Origin of the sequence: Intrasporangium sp. (genome assembly GCF_035688975.1) — a bacterium.
Classification (GTDB): domain Bacteria; phylum Actinomycetota; class Actinomycetes; order Actinomycetales; family Dermatophilaceae; genus CALMNV01.
On the sequence record NZ_DASSMH010000087.1, the window covers coordinates 1 to 15,182 of the forward strand.

15 protein-coding genes are annotated in these 15,182 nt (G+C 73.5%); 8 read left to right on the plus strand and 7 right to left on the minus strand.

What is annotated here, in order from left to right:
- Window positions 1-117 precede the first annotated feature (117 nt).
- Window positions 118-2,220: an acetate--CoA ligase gene (gene acs / locus VFJ94_RS09280; protein WP_414654592.1), complete on the minus strand. Its 2,103-nt coding sequence runs from the start codon at window positions 2,218-2,220 to the stop codon at window positions 118-120.
- Window positions 2,221-2,276: 56 nt separating this feature from the next.
- On the opposite strand from acs, the gene VFJ94_RS09285 reads away from it, so the two are divergent.
- From VFJ94_RS09285 to VFJ94_RS09320, 8 genes are all read left to right on the plus strand, one after another.
- Window positions 2,277-3,137 carry a hypothetical protein gene (locus VFJ94_RS09285; protein ID WP_325003920.1) on the plus strand — a complete coding sequence of 287 codons (861 nt, stop codon included), beginning with the start codon at window positions 2,277-2,279 and terminating at the stop codon, window positions 3,135-3,137.
- A 705-nt stretch (window positions 3,138-3,842) separates the two neighbouring features.
- A complete protein-coding gene (locus VFJ94_RS09290; protein ID WP_325003921.1) occupies window positions 3,843-4,610 on the plus strand; it encodes a hypothetical protein in 768 nt (255 codons plus the stop codon).
- On the plus strand, window positions 4,607-5,782 hold the full coding sequence (locus tag VFJ94_RS09295; RefSeq protein ID WP_325003922.1) for a TadA family conjugal transfer-associated ATPase: 1,176 nt from the start codon (window positions 4,607-4,609) through the stop codon (window positions 5,780-5,782). Before VFJ94_RS09290 ends, VFJ94_RS09295 begins: the two co-directional genes overlap by 4 nt.
- Window positions 5,779-6,558: a type II secretion system F family protein gene (locus VFJ94_RS09300; RefSeq protein WP_325003923.1), complete on the plus strand. Its 780-nt coding sequence runs from the start codon at window positions 5,779-5,781 to the stop codon at window positions 6,556-6,558. Before VFJ94_RS09295 ends, VFJ94_RS09300 begins: the two co-directional genes overlap by 4 nt.
- On the plus strand, window positions 6,555-7,277 hold the full coding sequence (locus VFJ94_RS09305) for a type II secretion system F family protein (RefSeq protein WP_325003924.1): 723 nt from the start codon (window positions 6,555-6,557) through the stop codon (window positions 7,275-7,277). The genes VFJ94_RS09300 and VFJ94_RS09305 overlap by 4 nt, the downstream gene beginning before the upstream one ends.
- Window positions 7,278-7,322: 45 nt before the next feature.
- Window positions 7,323-7,508: a DUF4244 domain-containing protein gene (locus VFJ94_RS09310; protein ID WP_325003925.1), complete on the plus strand. Its 186-nt coding sequence runs from the start codon at window positions 7,323-7,325 to the stop codon at window positions 7,506-7,508.
- Window positions 7,509-7,555: 47 nt separating this feature from the next.
- On the plus strand, window positions 7,556-7,891 hold the full coding sequence (locus tag VFJ94_RS09315) for a TadE family type IV pilus minor pilin (RefSeq protein ID WP_325003926.1): 336 nt from the start codon (window positions 7,556-7,558) through the stop codon (window positions 7,889-7,891).
- Window positions 7,813-8,346: an Rv3654c family TadE-like protein gene (locus VFJ94_RS09320; protein WP_325003927.1), complete on the plus strand. Its 534-nt coding sequence runs from the start codon at window positions 7,813-7,815 to the stop codon at window positions 8,344-8,346. Before VFJ94_RS09315 ends, VFJ94_RS09320 begins: the two co-directional genes overlap by 79 nt.
- Window positions 8,347-8,380: 34 nt before the next feature.
- Here VFJ94_RS09320 and VFJ94_RS09325 read toward each other — a convergent pair whose 3' ends face one another.
- From VFJ94_RS09325 to VFJ94_RS09350, 6 genes are all read right to left on the minus strand, one after another.
- On the minus strand, window positions 8,381-8,845 hold the full coding sequence (locus tag VFJ94_RS09325) for an Rrf2 family transcriptional regulator (RefSeq protein ID WP_325003928.1): 465 nt from the start codon (window positions 8,843-8,845) through the stop codon (window positions 8,381-8,383).
- 40 nt (window positions 8,846-8,885) lie between these two features.
- Window positions 8,886-9,905, minus strand: coding sequence for a sulfate/molybdate ABC transporter ATP-binding protein (locus VFJ94_RS09330; protein ID WP_325003929.1), 1,020 nt, complete (start codon window positions 9,903-9,905; stop codon window positions 8,886-8,888).
- A complete protein-coding gene (cysW, locus tag VFJ94_RS09335) occupies window positions 9,902-10,708 on the minus strand; it encodes a sulfate ABC transporter permease subunit CysW (protein WP_325003930.1) in 807 nt (268 codons plus the stop codon). The genes VFJ94_RS09330 and cysW overlap by 4 nt, the downstream gene beginning before the upstream one ends.
- Window positions 10,705-11,637 carry a sulfate ABC transporter permease subunit CysT gene (gene cysT, locus VFJ94_RS09340; RefSeq protein WP_325003931.1) on the minus strand — a complete coding sequence of 311 codons (933 nt, stop codon included), beginning with the start codon at window positions 11,635-11,637 and terminating at the stop codon, window positions 10,705-10,707. The genes cysW and cysT overlap by 4 nt, the downstream gene beginning before the upstream one ends.
- Window positions 11,634-12,671 carry a sulfate ABC transporter substrate-binding protein gene (locus VFJ94_RS09345; RefSeq protein WP_325003932.1) on the minus strand — a complete coding sequence of 346 codons (1,038 nt, stop codon included), beginning with the start codon at window positions 12,669-12,671 and terminating at the stop codon, window positions 11,634-11,636. The genes cysT and VFJ94_RS09345 overlap by 4 nt, the downstream gene beginning before the upstream one ends.
- A gap of 145 nt (window positions 12,672-12,816) precedes the next feature.
- Complete coding sequence (locus tag VFJ94_RS09350; RefSeq protein WP_325003933.1) at window positions 12,817-15,180, minus strand: DEAD/DEAH box helicase; 2,364 nt, start codon at window positions 15,178-15,180, stop codon at window positions 12,817-12,819.
- Between the last annotated feature and the right edge of the window lie 2 nt (window positions 15,181-15,182).

Sequence of the window (15,182 nt, forward strand, 5' to 3'; positions counted from 1 at the left end):
GCCACTCGACGGGAGGGGGCGTGCGAAAGTGGCCACTCGACTGGAGGGGGGCGTACGGAAGTGGCCACTCGACGGGGGGAGGGGGGTGGCCGCGTTGATCGCGTGGGCGGCCTTGTCTCAGCCGCCGGCGGAGTCGCCCGAGGACAGGCCCCGCTTGATGAGGTCCATGACGGAGCTGTCCGCCAGCGTCGTCACGTCGCCGACCTCGCGGTTCTCGGCGACGTCACGCAGCAGGCGCCGCATGATCTTGCCCGACCGGGTCTTGGGCAGCTCCTGCACGATCATGATCTGTCGAGGCTTGGCGATCGGGCCGATCTCCTTGGCCACGTGGTTGCGCAGCTCCTGGACGAGGTCCTGGCCCTCCCCGACCTCGTCCGCCTCGGCGACGACCTCGGAGCGCAGGATGACGAAGGCGCAGACCGCCTGACCCGTCGTCGCGTCGGTCGCACCGACCACGGCGGCCTCGGCGACCTTCGGGTGCGACACGAGCGCCGACTCGATCTCGGTCGTCGACAGGCGGTGGCCCGAGACGTTCATCACGTCGTCGACGCGGCCGAGCACCCAGATGTCGCCGTCGGCGTCGCGCTTGGCGCCGTCGCCGGCGAAGTAGAGGCCCTCGAAGCGCGACCAGTACGTCTCCTTGTAGCGCTCCGGGTCGCCCCAGATGCCGCGGAGCATGGCCGGCCACGGCTTGCTGAGCACGAGGTACCCGCCGTGGCCGTTGGGCACGGGCTGACCGGTGTCGTCGACGACGTCGGCGGCCACCCCGGGGATCGGCTTCTGGGCCGAACCCGGCTTGGTCGCCGTGACTCCGGGCAGCGGGCTGATCATGATCGCCCCGGTCTCGGTCTGCCACCACGTGTCGACGATGGGGCAGCGGTCGCCGCCGATGACGCGGCGGTACCACATCCAGGCCTCCGGGTTGATCGGCTCACCGACCGAGCCGAGCACGCGGAGCGAGCTGAGGTCGAACTTGGCCGGGATGTGCTCTCCCCACTTCATGAAGGTCCGGATGGCAGTCGGTGCGGTGTAGAGGACCGACACCCGATACTTCTCGACGATCTCCCAGAAGCGGCCCTGGTGGGGGGTGTCCGGCGTGCCCTCGTACATGACCTGTGTCGCACCCAGCGTGAGTGGGCCGTAGACGATGTAGCTGTGGCCGGTGACCCAGCCGATGTCCGCGGTGCACCAGTAGACGTCGCGGTCGGGGTGCACGTCGTGCACGACGGCGTTGGTGTATGCCGCTTGGGTGAGGTAGCCACCCGTGGTGTGGAAGATGCCCTTCGGCTTACCGGTCGTCCCCGAGGTGTAGAGCACGAAGAGGGGGTGCTCCGCCTCGACCGGCACGGCCTCGTGCGTCGCCTCCGCCGCGTCGAGCGCCTCGTGCCACCACATGTCGCGGCCGTCGGTCCAGGGGATGTCCTGGCCGGTGCGCTGCACCACGAGCACCGTGGCGACCGACGTGTCGCCGTGGTCGAGAGCGGCGTCGACGGCCGGCTTGAGGGCCGACGGCGAGCCGCGGCGGAAGCCGCCGTCCGAGGTGACGACGACCTTGGCCCCGACGTCCTGGATCCGGGAGTGCAGGGCCTCGGCGGAGAATCCACCGAAGACGACTGAGTGCGGCGCGCCGATCCGCGCGCAGGCCAGCATGGCCACGGCGGCCTCGGGGATCATCGGCAGGTAGATGGCCACCGTGTCGCCGGTGCCGACACCGAGGTCCGTCAGGGCGTTGGCCGCCCGCTGCACCTGCTCGTGCAGATCGGCATACGTGACGTCTCTTGTGTCGCCCTCCGGCTCGCCCACGAAATGGATGGCGACTCGGTCCCCGTTGCCGGCCTCGACGTGCCGGTCGACGGCGTTGACGCACGCGTTGAGCTCCCCGTCGGCGAACCACCTCGCGAAGGGCGGGTTGCTCCAGTCCAGCGTCTGGGTGAAGTCCTTGCTCCACGTCACGTAGGTGCGCGCCTGCTGCGCCCAGAAGCCCTCGTGATCGGCCTGGGCCGCGGCATACAGGTCGGCGGTGCCGTTCGCGGCTGCCGCGAACTCCGGAGGCGGCGGAAACGTCCGGTCCTCCTGCAGCAGGTTCTCCAGGGCCTCTTCGGTCACGATGGTCCACCTTTCGCAGCGTCGCGGTGTGCAGTGGTCGATCGGGCGCGTCTCCGCGCGGCCGACACCACCCCACACGGTAGTCGGTCCGCCTGCCGCAGCCTCCCCCTGCATCGGCGTGGATCGCACCACACGCTCGAGCTGATGGTGCGCCGACCTACGCTGAGCCGGTGCCAGACTCTCGCCTCATCGAACAGCTCGCCGCGCTCACCGACCTGCCCGGGGTGCGCGAGCGGGCCGAGTCCGTGCGCGAGGCCGCCGCGCGGCTGCGCTTCCACGAGGCGCTGCGCCGGCGCGTCGCGGAGGCTGCCGCCGAGTCCCGCGTGCGCGGGGCCGGGGCCAGCGCGCGGCTCGATGGTGCGCAGCTGCCCCTCCAGGCTGTCCGCGACCTGGTGCGGGGAGCGCGGGACTGGCCGACCGACCCCGACCCCGCGATGCGGGTGGTGCGCGGCGCGGTGACGGCAACCGCGGAGACCGAGCACGTCGTGGGCCTGGTGCGGACCGCACCCTTGCAGGCCCTCGCCCGGCTGCACGTGGCGGCCGCGGGGCACCTGCTCGCGCCCGACGCCGTGGGGCGGCCGCGCGTCGACGGCGAGACGTGCGACGAGCTGGTCGACCTCGGCCCGGCTCCCCCTGCGGGGACGGTGTCCGCACGCCTCGCACAGGTGTCCGAGGTCGTGGTGGCCGGGGCATCGTCGGTTCACCGGGTGCCGGCCGTGGTCGTGGCCGCCGTCGTGCATGCCGAGGTCGCCGTGGTGCGGCCCTTCGCCCGGGGCAACGGGCTCGTCGCACGAGCCTTCGAGCGGGCGCTCGTCCAGGCCAGCGGGCTCGACCCCACCGGTGTTGCGGTGCCCGAGGCAGGCCACGCGGCAGCAGGGGCAGCGGCCTATCTCGGGGCGCTCACGGCATACGCAGAGGGGAGCGCCGCAGGGGTCGCGTTGTGGCTGGGTCACTGTGCGGACGCGCTCCTGGCCGCGGTGCAGGAAGGCGAGCGGATCTGCGACGCGGTGCGACTGGGCCGACTGACCTAGCTCGGCCGTCCGGCTGCCGGGTGCTCGGCCGTCCGGCTGCCAGGTGCCCCCACGCCCGCCCGTCCGCACCGTCCATCCGCACCGTCCGCCCGCCCGGTCTGTCCAGCGAGGTGGACAGTTTCCCGTCGGCCCGCTCACCGACCCTGTTCCGGCGACCCCGCCCTGCGGTACAACAGATCCGGAGCCACATTGCCGTGAGGCGACGGTCAGGGTCCGCAGAAGATGCAGGCGAGAACCGAACGGGTACCCACGCGGGAAGTTGTTCTCTTTAAGAACCGTCCGCCGCCGGAGACACAACCGCAGCGACAGATGATGCGCGCCTGGTAACCCGAGAAGTTCTCGTGGAGGCCTCCCGCCATACACCGGGAGGCCTCCTGCTGCATCGGTTTTTGAAAAAGATCTGCGATTGAGCGTGCCGTCCGTTTGCATTCGCCCCTCCTTGCCGGGAGCATGGAGTTGGCGCTCCCGCCCCCCCAGGTTGAGCGCCCCGTGGCCCTGGCCCCTCCCCCCCGGGGCGCCAGGCCACGACAGGTGGCCTCCGTCTCCCCCCGGCGGAGGCCACTGCATGTTCTGGCGTCATGTGCTGGCGTCCACTGCTCGTCGTCGCGGCTCCGCTGTCCCCAGCGCGCCCGCGGCGATCCGCTGCTGTCCACAGGCTCGAGGCTCCAGGGCGCCGCCTCCGCCGGCGCGCTGCAGCCTCGAGTCATGGGACAGGTCCTCGCTCTCCTCCCCGCATCCGGCGGCGTGGGCGCCACGCTCCTCACGGCGGCGACGGCGGTGCGCGCCGCGGCGGCGTCACGGTCGGTGGCGGCCGTCGACCTCGACGCCTGGGGCGCGGGTCTCGACGTGACCTTCGGTCTCGAGCAGGCGCCCGGGTGGCGCTGGAACGCGCTGCAGGAGGTCTCCGGCGTCGTCGACGGAGCGGCGCTGGCCGGGCGGTTGCCACAGGCGCAGGGCGTGCGGGTGCTGTCGATGCCGCGGCCGTGGAGACCCACGGGCGCCTCCTGGCAGGGCGCCGTGGCGGACGTCCTGCTCGGGCTGCGAGCCGCCCACGAGCTCGTCGTCGTGGACGTCCCGCGTGACGAGCTGACCGTCAGCGGCCTCGCGGGCGTGGCTGACGCCGTCGTCGTCGTCGTGGGCACGCGGGTGGCGCAGCTGGCCGCCGCCGCGGCGGTGGTCCCGAGGCTGCAGTCCATCGGACCGGAGACGTGGGTCGTGCTGCGCGGGGGCGACGCGGACCTGGAGGAGCTCGTCACGGACGAGCTGGACGTGCCCGTGCTCGGTCGGCTGCGCGACGACGCGCGTGCCGCCGCGGACGTCGATGACGGGGTGCCGGCCGGCACGCGGGGGAGGGGACCGGTCGTCGACATCGCCGACCGGATCCTGCTCCGGCTGCTCGATCGTCTGGCCGGTGCGCCGCCCGCAGCGGGTGTCGCGTCACGCGAGGCTGCAGCCCCGAGGAGGCCGGCGTGAGCCTCAGTCCTGCCGCGTGGGGACGGGCCAGGGAGGGCCTGCGGCCGGATGCCGCGCGCGTGCTCGAGGTGGCTCGGGAGGAGTCGGCCGCGCTGGGCACCCATCGGGTCGCGACCTCGGCCCGAGACCTTGCGGCCCGGGTCCTCGGCGCCGGACCCCTCGACGGCTGGTTGGCCGACCCGTCGGTCACCGACGTCGCCGTCAACGGAGACGGGCGGGTCTGGGTGGACCGGGGACGCGGCATGGAGTGCGTGGGCGCCCGGCTGGAGATCGAGGAGGTCAGAGCCCTGGCGGTGCGGCTGGCCGGCGCGGCTGGGCGGCGCCTCGACGAGGCGAGCCCGTGGGTGGACGGTCAGCTGCCCGACGGTGGGCGGCTGCATGCCGTCCTGCCGCCGCTGGTCGCCGATGGCCCGCACATCACCATCCGCGTGCCGGCCCGGTCCCACCCGTCGCTCGCGGACCTGGCCGCGTCGGGCATGTTCCCACCGTCCTGGGTGCGCCTCCTGTCTGCCCTCGTCGAGCGGCGTCGGGCCTTCGTGGTCTCAGGTGGCACCGGCGCGGGCAAGACCACCCTGCTCGCGGCACTGCTCGGCTGCGTCGCCCCGACCGACCGGGTCGTCCTGGTCGAGGACGTCCGGGAGCTGCACGTGGCACATCCCCATGTCGTGCGGCTCGAGGCGCGGCAGGCCAACGTGGAGGGGTTCGGGGAGGTGAGCCTCACGGTGCTGCTACGCCAGGCGCTTCGGATGCGCCCGGACCGCATTGTCGTCGGGGAGGTGCGTGGCGGGGAGGTCCGCGAGCTGCTCGCGGCCCTCAACACCGGCCACGAGGGCGGGTGCGGCACCGTGCATGCCAACGCGCCCGAGGACGTCGTGGCGCGGTTCGAGGCCCTGGGCGCGCTCGTGGGGCTCAGCCCGGCCGCAGTCGGCGTCCAGCTTGCTGCGGCGGTCGAGGTCGTGCTGCATGTGTCGCGCACGAGCGGAGTCCGCCGCCTGGAGTCGATCGCGGTCGTCGACCGGATGGGGGAGGCCCCGGTGGTCGTCACCGCTGCCCGGTGGCTCGGCGGCCGCGTGGAGCGCGGCCCCGCGTGGGACCGTCTGCGTGAGCTCGTGGGGCGCCCCGCGCTTGACGGCTGCGACGGACGGGTGGCACCGCCGGGAGGCGCGGCATGAGGGCGGGCGGGGTCGTGGCCGTGCTGACCCTGCTCGGCGTCCTTGCGTGGCCGGCGCGACGGTTGCCCGGCCTCGTGTCCGGGCCGGTGCGTCGGGTGGTGCCCGAGGACGGCCCGTCCTCCGGTGCGCTGTCCGCGTGGGCGCGTGCGGCTGCGTTGTGGCACACGGACCCCGTGGGGCTGCTGCGTGTCCGCCGGGGCCGGGCGAGCCACGAAGTGGAACAGGATGCCGCCCAGCTGCTCGGCGCCGTCGCGCCTGCCCTGCGCGCGGGCCTGCCGCCCGCCCGTGCCGTCGAGATCGCGCTGGCCACGGGCTCGGGCGCCCGGCTCGCGACGCTGCGCCCGACACGCGAGCCGGCCGAGAGGTCGACGCAGCTGCCTCCCGGCCGCGAATCGCTCGCGGAGGTCTGGGCGGGGTGGGCCGCCGCCACGGACTCACAAGCCCTGTCCTTCGTGGCCGCCGCCTGGCGGCTCTCGGAGACGACCGGTGCTCCGCTCGTCGAGGCGGTCGAACGAGCCGGCGCCGAGCTGCGGGCCGCGGCCTCGCGGCGCCGGCGGGTGGCTGCGGCGGTGGCAGGGCCCCGCGCCACCGTCGCGGTGCTCACGGCGCTGCCGGCGGCCGGGCCACTGTTCGGCATCGCGGCCGGGGTGGGGCCGGTCGAGCTCTATCTGGGGTCCGTGGCGGCGACGGGGTGTTCCGCGGCCGGCGTCGTGCTGCTCGTCGTGGGCCGCTGGTGGTGCCGACGGCTCGTGCGGTCCGCCCTGGGCCTCCCATGAGCGCCGCCCTGCAGGCGGTCGCCAGGCAGCTCTCGGGGGCCTCGGCCGGGCTGCTCGTCGCACTCCTCGTCGCAGCGGCGGTGCTGCTCCTGCCCCGACGCGCCGGCTCTGTCCGCCCGCCGGCGACGGGGTCGCACGGGCCCCCTGACGGCACTCTGGCGACTGCTGCCGCCGCCTCGGACGCTGCAGACGCCTCCGCGCGGACGGTCCGGCGGCGGGCGGTCCCACGGCGGCCGGTCCGGCGACGTGGCGCCCCGACGCCCGCCGGGCGCGGTGACCGGGTGTCCGTCGACGACGTCATGGCGGCCATGGTGCTGCTCGCCCTGGCCTACCGTTCGGGGCTGCCGACCAGCGCCGTCCTGGAGCGGGTGGCCGACCAGGTGCCCGGACACGGTGGCGCCGACCTGCGGCAGGTGTCGGCAGCGGTCCTCTGGGGAGCCTCCGAGGCGGAGGCATGGGCTTCGGTGGACGACCGGTGGGCGCCCGCCGCCGCGGCGATCTCCCTCGCCCACGTCGCCGGGCTGCCGCCCGGGCCCCTGCTCCTGCGTGCCGCGGATGACGCACGGTCGGCGCAGCTGGAGCAGGTGGAGGTGGCTGCGGCCCGAGTCGGCGTGCGGCTGGTCCTGCCGCTGGGGCTCGTCCTGTTGCCGGCCTTCTGCCTCACCACGGTGGCGCCGCTGGTCCTGGCGTTGGCCGTTCGCATCGTCACCGGCCGTTGAGCCTCCCGCGGGACCGTCCCGCGGGTGAGGAAGAAGGGAGCGCTCATGAGAGCGAGGCTGCGCATGCTGGTTCGGCGAGGACGGGAGGCGGGAATGACGACGGCCGAGTATGCCGTGGGCATCATGGCCGCCTGCACGTTCGCGCTCGTCCTCCTCGGGGTGGTCAGGTCCGGGGCGGTCAGGAGTGCGCTGGGCGCCATCGTGCAGCGCGCGTTGGGGCTCGCCGGGTGAGGGGTTGCGCGCCACGCAGGAGAGCGGGGGCGCGGCGCGAAGCCGGGATGGTGACGGCCGAGCTGGCCGTCGCCCTTCCGGGGCTCGTCCTGATGCTGGCCCTGTGCCTGGCCGGGCTCGTCGCCGCGGCGGACCAGCTTCGGTGTCTCGACGCCGCCCGTCTCGCCAGTCGTGCCGCGGCTCGTGGCGACGCTCCGGCGGTCGTGCGCGGGCTGGCCCTGCGGGCGGCGCCGCCGGGGGCCTCCGTGGCGGTCAACCGCCGGGGCCACGACGCGCACGTCGAGGTGCGTGCGGTCACCGGAGGATGGGGCGGGGTCGTGCCGCTGTGGCGGCTCGGCGCGGAGGCCTCGACGCCGGTCGAGGACGGCGTGGCCACGCCGTGAGCACGGGGTCGTGGCACGCGGGCGCTCTTGGACGGCCGGACTGCGCGGTGAGGCGCTGGTCCGGCTGCCGCCGGGTGCGAGCGGCCCGGCACGCAGGCCGGGCAGGAGCTGGCCCGTTCGGCGGTGACGCGGGCAGCGCGACCGTGGTGGTGCTGGGCCTGGCGCTCGCGGTCCTCGTCGTCACGCTCGGTCTCCTGGCTCTCGGCGGCGCGGTCGCCGCCAGCCACCGGGCCCGCATCGCGGCGGACCTGGGCGCTCTGGCCGCGGCGTCATCCGCCGAGTCCGGCGGCGCCTCTCCGTGTGGCCGGGCGGACGCTGTCGTCCGGGCCAACGGGGCGCGGCTCACGGGCTGCCGGGTCGTGCGGTCGCAGGCGGACGTGACGGTGCAGACCTTCGTCCCCGGCTGGGGTGGGGCCGCGGTGGCCCGCGCCCGAGCCGGACCCGTCGATCCCTGAACCGGGAGCGCTGGGCGGCGCGGGAGACGAAGCGTCACCGGTTGCGCCACGCGTCGGGTGCCGACGCCAGCCGGGCGACCCGGGCCGGTAGCTTCCCGCGGCGCAGGTCGGCGAGCGTCGTGCCGTCCAGGACCTCGCGCAGGCTGGCACGCACGGCGACCCACAGGGTGGACAGGTGGGCGGCGGCGCCCTCGTAGGTCGTGTCGTGCGGACGTAGGCCGCGCACCTCCGCGAGCGGCCCGTCGACGGCGCGGAAGACGTCGCCGACGGAGATCTCCGACTGGGGTCGGGCGAGGGAGTAGCCGCCGCGCGCGCCACGGGTGCTCGTGACGAGCTTGGCCCTGCGCAGGTCGGCGACGATGGCCTCGAGGAACTTGCGGGGCAGGTCCTGTCGGGTCGCGAGCGTCTCCACACTGACCGGGCCGTCGCCGGCGCTCTCGGCCTCGGCGAGCATGAGCATGGCGCGGACGGCGTAGTCGGTGCGTGCGGAGATGTCCACACGGTGCATTGTGGTGCACCGGCGCGGGCGCCGCAGATCGTCATCCGGGGCTGGCGGTCGAGGCCTCGAGCACGCGGGCGCTGCCGTGTGCCCGAGCGGTCACCGTGTCTCCCGCACGCAGCTGCAAAGCCGCCGCTTCACGGCGCGTGAGCTGGGCCGCGAAGCGCTCGCCGGAGGCGGTCCGCAGGTCCACGCGCACCTCGAAGCCGAGACGCGCGACCCGCTCCACGACCGCCGGAACCGTCCCGTGCGGCAGGCGGACGGCCCCCGCGGCCCCGGCGGCGGCGAACTCCCGGGGATCGAGGGACTCGAGCACGATGTCGTGCGGTCGCACGAGCTGCGCACCGAGCCGCGCCACGGACCCGAGGAAGCTCATGACGAAGTCGCTGGCCGGACGGTCATAGAGCGACTGAGGGTCACCCACCTGCTCGATCCGGCCGTGGTTGAGCACCGCGATGCGGTCTGCGACGTCGAGCGCCTCCTCCTGGTCGTGGGTCACGAGGACGGTCGTGACGTGCACCTCGTCGTGCAGTCGCCGCAGCCACGTGCGCAGGTCGGTCCGGACCTTGGCGTCGAGCGCCCCGAACGGCTCGTCGAGCAGCAGCACCTGCGGGTCGACGGCCAGTGCCCGGGCGAGCGCCATGCGCTGTCGCTGGCCTCCGGACAGCTGGGCGGGATACCGGTGCTGGAATCCCTCCAGGCCGACCACCTCGAGCAGCTCGTCCACGCGGGAGCGGATCTCTGCCTTGGGCCGCTTGCGGATCGTCAGCCCGAAGGCGACGTTGTCGCGAACCGTCATGTGCTTGAAGGCGGCATAGTGCTGGAACACGAAGCCGATCCCGCGCTCCTGCGGCGGGGCGTGGGTGACGTCGACGCCGGCGATCGACACCGTCCCCCGGTCGAGGCTCTCGAGCCCGGCGATGGCTCGTAGGAGGGTGGACTTGCCCGACCCGCTCGGCCCCAGCAGCGCGGTGAGGGAGCCGCTGGGGATGTCCAGGCTCACGTTGTCGAGGGCGGCGAAGCTGCCGTAGCTCTTGAAGGCCTGCGTCACGGTGATCATCGGGATGTCCGCTTTCGGTCGAGGACGGTCATGAAGAGCAGCGTCACGAGCGCGAGGCCCATGAGCAGCGTCGCGGCGCCGTAGGCGCCGTAGGTGTTGTGGTCGTCGATGTACCGCGAGTGCACGAGCAGCGTCAGCGTCTGCGAGACGCCGGGGAAGCCGGACGACACCATGATCACCGCCCCGAACTCGCCCAGGGCGCGCGCCACGGTGAGGACGACGCCGTAGGTCAGGCCCCACCGGATGGAGGGCAGGGTGATCCTCCAGAACGTCTGGCCACGGGTGGCGCCGAGGGTGGCGGCTGCCTGCTCCTGGTCGGTCCCGACCTCGTGGAGGACGGGCTCGACCTCTCGGACGACGAAGGGCAGGGTCACGAAGATCGTCGCGAGCACCATGCCGGGAAGGCCGAAGATGACCTTGAGGCCGGCCCGGTCGAGCGCCCCGAACCACCCGTGCGCCCCCCAGAGCAGGATGAGCGAGACCCCCACGACGATGGGGGAGATGGCGAAGGGCAGGTCCACGACCGCCTGGAGGAGCCCTCGTCCGCGGAACCGGCCGCGGACCAGCGCGTGCGCGATGACCACGCCGAAGACGACGTTGACCGGCACGACGACGGCGACGATGAGCAGCGACAGGTTGAGGGCGGAGATGGCTGCCGGGGTGCTGATCGAGGCGAGGAAGGCGGGTATGCCGCGCTCGAAGGTCCGCCAGAGGATGGCGCCGACCGGGACGGCGAGCAGGACGAACAGGTAGCCGAGGGCCAGCGTCCGCAGGACGAGGCGGCTGCGCCGTGACGTCCTCATGACGACTGCTCCTCGTGGCGCTGGCTGCGACCTGCGACGAGGCGCAGGATGAGCAGCGTGACGAACGCGACTGCCATCAGCGCCACCGACACGGCCGCCGCGTTGACAGGCCGGTCGATCTCGATCTGCTGCTGGATGTACTGGGACACCATCTGCGTCTCCCGGGGGACGTTGCCGCCGATGAGGACGACGGAGCCGTACTCACCGACGGCGCGCGCGAAGGCCAGGCCGGTCCCGCTGAGGATCGCCGGAGCGAGCGTGGGCAGCACCACGCGACGGAAGGTGACGGCGTTCGAGGCGCCCAGCGAGGCCGCCGCCTCCTCCACCTCGCGCTCGGTCTCCATGAGAACCGGCTGGACGGACCGCACCACGAACGGCAGGGTGACGAACGCCAGTGCGACGACCAACCCCCAACGAGTTGCGTTGAGGTGCAAGCCGATCGGACTGCTCGGACCGTAGAGCGAGAGCATCACGATGCTCGCGACGATGGTGGGCAGCGCGAACGGCAGGTCGATGAGGGCGTTGACCACCCGCTTCCCGCGGAAGTCGTCCCGCACGAGGACCCACGCGAGGAGCGTCCCCGACACCGCGCTGAGCAGCGCCACGCCCGCCGAGACGAGGAGTGTGACCTGGAGCGCCGCCAGCGCGCTCGGTGCCGTCACGGCGGCGACGAAGCCGGAGAGCCCCTCCTCGAACGACGTCACCGTGAGCGCCGCCAGCGGGAGCAGGACGATGACACTGAGCCAGAGGGTGACCAGCCCGACCCCGAGACCGCCCGTATGCCGTGGCGCGCGGCGCCGCGTCGCCCGGCGGGAGCGCCGAGGCGAACCGCCCCAGGGCCGGCCGACGTCACGTTGCGCGCGGCGCATCGGGACGACCGTGTCGTCCGCCGCCGCAGCCAACGTGGCGGCCGTGAGCCATGTGGTCATTTCGTGGCCTCCTCGTAGATCTTCGCGATGGCGCCGACGTCCTTCTTGAACAGCTTGTCGTTGACGGTGCTCCACCCGCCGAGGTCCTTGATCGTCCACAGCTTCGCCGGCTCGGGGAAGCTCGTCGCGAACTTCGTTGCGACGGTGGCGTCGACAGGCCGGAAGCCGGCCTCCGCGATGAGCGTCTGCGCCTCCGTCGTGTAGAGGAACGCGTTGAACGCCTTGGCCTTCTCGAGGTTCTTGCTCGTCTTGAGGACGGCGGCGGGGTTCTCGATCTTGAAGGTCGTCGGCGGGGTCACATGCTGCACCGGGTCGTTGTTGCGCTCGGCGAAGATGGCCTCGTTCTCATAGCTGAGCAGGGCGTCCCCGGAGCCCTGCAGGAACGCCTCGGTCGCCTCGCGCCCCGACTTCGGCTGGATCTTGACGTGCTCGCCGACGAGCTTGGACACGTAGGCGAGCCCGGCGGCGGGGTTCGTTCCCCCAGCGCTCTTGGCGGCATACGGCGCGAGCAGGTTCCACTTGGCCGAGCCGGAGGAGAACGGGTTGGGCGTGACGACCTCGACCCCAGGCGCAAGGAGGTCGTCCCAGTCCGTGATGTGCTTCGGGTTGCCCTTGCGCACCACGATGGTGACGACGGAGCCAAAGGGAATCCCTTTGTGCTCGTTGGCGTTCCAGGTGGCGTCGATGAGCCCCGCGTCCACGAGCTTGGTGACGTCCGGTTCGACGGAGAAGTTGACCAGGTCGGCGGCAGCCCCGGCCTCCACCTTGCGGCTCTGGTCGCCGGACGGCCCGTAGGACTGCTGGAAGGACACGCCGGCACCGTCGGCGGTCTTGGCGAAGGCGGGAATCAGCTTGTCGAAGGCCACCTTCGGCACGGCATACGCGTAGAGGCTCAGGGTGGTGGTCGACGCGGCGCTCGGCTGGGCGCCGTTGGCAGCCACGGCGTCGCTCGATCCACCCGCGCAGGCGGACAGGCCCAGCGCCGTGACGGCGGCGGTCGTGACGAGGGACGCTGCGAGGAGCGGACGGGGCATGGTGATTCCTCGGGATTCGGGCGCGCTGCGCCGGACGGTGAGTCTTCCTACAACTTCAGTGGGAATTAGTTACCTACCGTAGCGATAGGAATTGCTGATGTCCTCGTTTTCCAGAATCCGGACCCCGGTCCCCGCCGGCAGTGACCTAGCGCGCCTCGTCCGCGTGCCGCAGCGTCACGTCGAGCAGCGCCACGCTGCCTCTCTTGTCCAGCGGCTCGTTGCCGTTGCCGCACTTCGGTGACTGGATGCAGGCCGGGCAGCCGGTCGCGCACACGCACGAGGCGATGGCCTCGCGGGTGGCGCGCAGCCACGTCGTGGCCCGCCGGAACCCCCGCTCGGCGAAGCCGGCCCCGCCCGGGTGCCCGTCGTAGATGAGGATCGTGGGCAGTCCGGTGTCCGGGTGTCGGTCGGTCGACACCCCGCCGATGTCCCAGCGGTCGGCGGTGGCGAAGAGGGGCAGCATCCCGATGGCGGCGTGCTCGGCGGCGTGCGCCGCGCCCGGGATCGCCGCCGCGTCGATGCCCGCGGCCCCGAGCAGCTCCGAGGGCAGCGTCCACCACATCGCCTTCGTGTCGAGCGACCGTGACGGCAGGTCCAGCGGATGCTCCCCGAGCACCTCGCCGCCGGGCAGCCGGCGCAGGAACGAGACGACCTGGTGGCGCACGGTCACGTGGCCGAAGGAGCACCGCAGCGGACCCCAGTCGTGGTGCTCGAGCTCGCCGACGATGTCGAAGTCGCTCACGGACTGGGCCTGGGTGGTCCAGCCGGGGTCGCCGCGCACGGCGAACGCCGCGTGGTCCTCGAGGTCGAGCTTCGTGACGACCCACGTCTGGCCCTGGTGCACGTGCACCGCGCCGGGGTGCACCTGGGAGTGCGCGGCATCCCCGTCGACGGTGCCGATGACCCGGCCCGTGCGCGACTCGACGATCCGCACCGGCTCCCCGACGCCGCGGAGGGACAGGTGGTCGGCCGGCCGGTCGTCGCGGGCCCAGAACCAGCCGCGGGGGCGTCGCCGCAGGATGCCGCGGGTCACCAGCGCGTCGAGCAGCCCGGCGGTCTGTGGCCCGAAGATCGCGAAGTCGTCCTCGGTGAGCGGCAGCTCGGCAGCGGCGGCGGCGAGATGCGGTGCGAGGACGTGCGGGTTGTCGGGGTCGACGACGGTGGCCTCCACCCCCCGGCCGAAGATCGCCTCGGGGTGGTGCACGACATACGTGTCGAGCGGGTCGTCGGCGGCCACGAGGACCGCGAGCGACCGCCGCCCGGAGCGACCGGCGCGACCCGCCTGCTGCCACAGGGAGGCGAGGGTGCCCGGCCAGCCCGCGAGCAGCACGGCGTCGAGACCGCTGACGTCGATGCCGAGCTCGAGCGCGTTGGTGGCCGAGAGCCCGCGCAGGCGCCGGGTGCGCAGGTCCCGCTCGAGCTCGCGCCGCTCCTCGGGGAGGTAGCCGCCCCGGTATGCCGCGACCAGGTGCTCGTCGCTGCCGGGCAGCCGGTCGCGGGCGATCCGGGCCACCACCTCGACCGCGGCCCGGGATCGGGCGAACGCCACCGTCTGCACGTCCTCGCGCACGCAGGCCGCGAGGAGCTCGCCTGTCTCGGTGAGGGTGCTCACCCGCTTCGGCTGCCCGTCGGGCCCGCCCACGAGCGGCGGCTCCCACAGCGCGAAGGTCATCGCCGCTCGGGGGGAGCCGTCCTCGGTGACCGGGCTCACCGGCATACCGAGGAGCTTGGAGGCGTGCTCCTCGGGGTCCGCCACCGTCGCCGAGGCGAAGACGAAGGTCGGCGACGCCCGGTAGCGCCCGGCGACCCGCCGGAGGCGCCGCAGCACTGCGGCCAGATGTGCGCCGAAGACGCCCTTGTAGACGTGGCACTCGTCGACGACGACGTAGCGCAGCGCCCGGAGGAACGGCGCCCACCGCTCGTGGCCCGGCAGGAGGGAGTGGTGCAGCAGGTCGGGGTTCGTCAGGACGAGGTTGGCGTGCTCGCGGATCCAGCGACGCTCGTCACCGGGGGTGTCGCCGTCGTAGGTCGCCGCGCGCACTCCGGGCAGGGCGAGCGCGCCGACGCGGCTCAGCTGGTCCGCGGCGAGGGCCTTCGTCGGCGACACGTAGAGGGCGGTGGCCCCGCGCCCGCTCGGCGCCAAGGAGCCGGAGACCAGGTCGCTGAGGACGGGCAGGAGGTAACCGAGGCTCTTGCCCGAGGCGGTCCCCGTCGAGACGACGACGTGCCGGCCCGCGTGGGCCAGGTGCGCCACCTCGGCCTGGTGGCTCCACGGCTGCGTGACCCCCGCCCCGGCGAGGGCCCCGAGCACGGTCGGCTCCACCCATGACGGCCAGGTGCCGGTGCGGCCGGACCGGGCCGGCACCTCGTGGACGTGGAGCAGCCGCTCGGGCGCGTCCCCTGCCAGGGCTCGCAGCAGTCGGGCCGGGTCCGGGCCCCCGGCCGCATCGTCGAGGCCCGCACGGGGTACCCCGGGCGGGTGCGACGCGGAGCCGGCAAATGTGGACATGG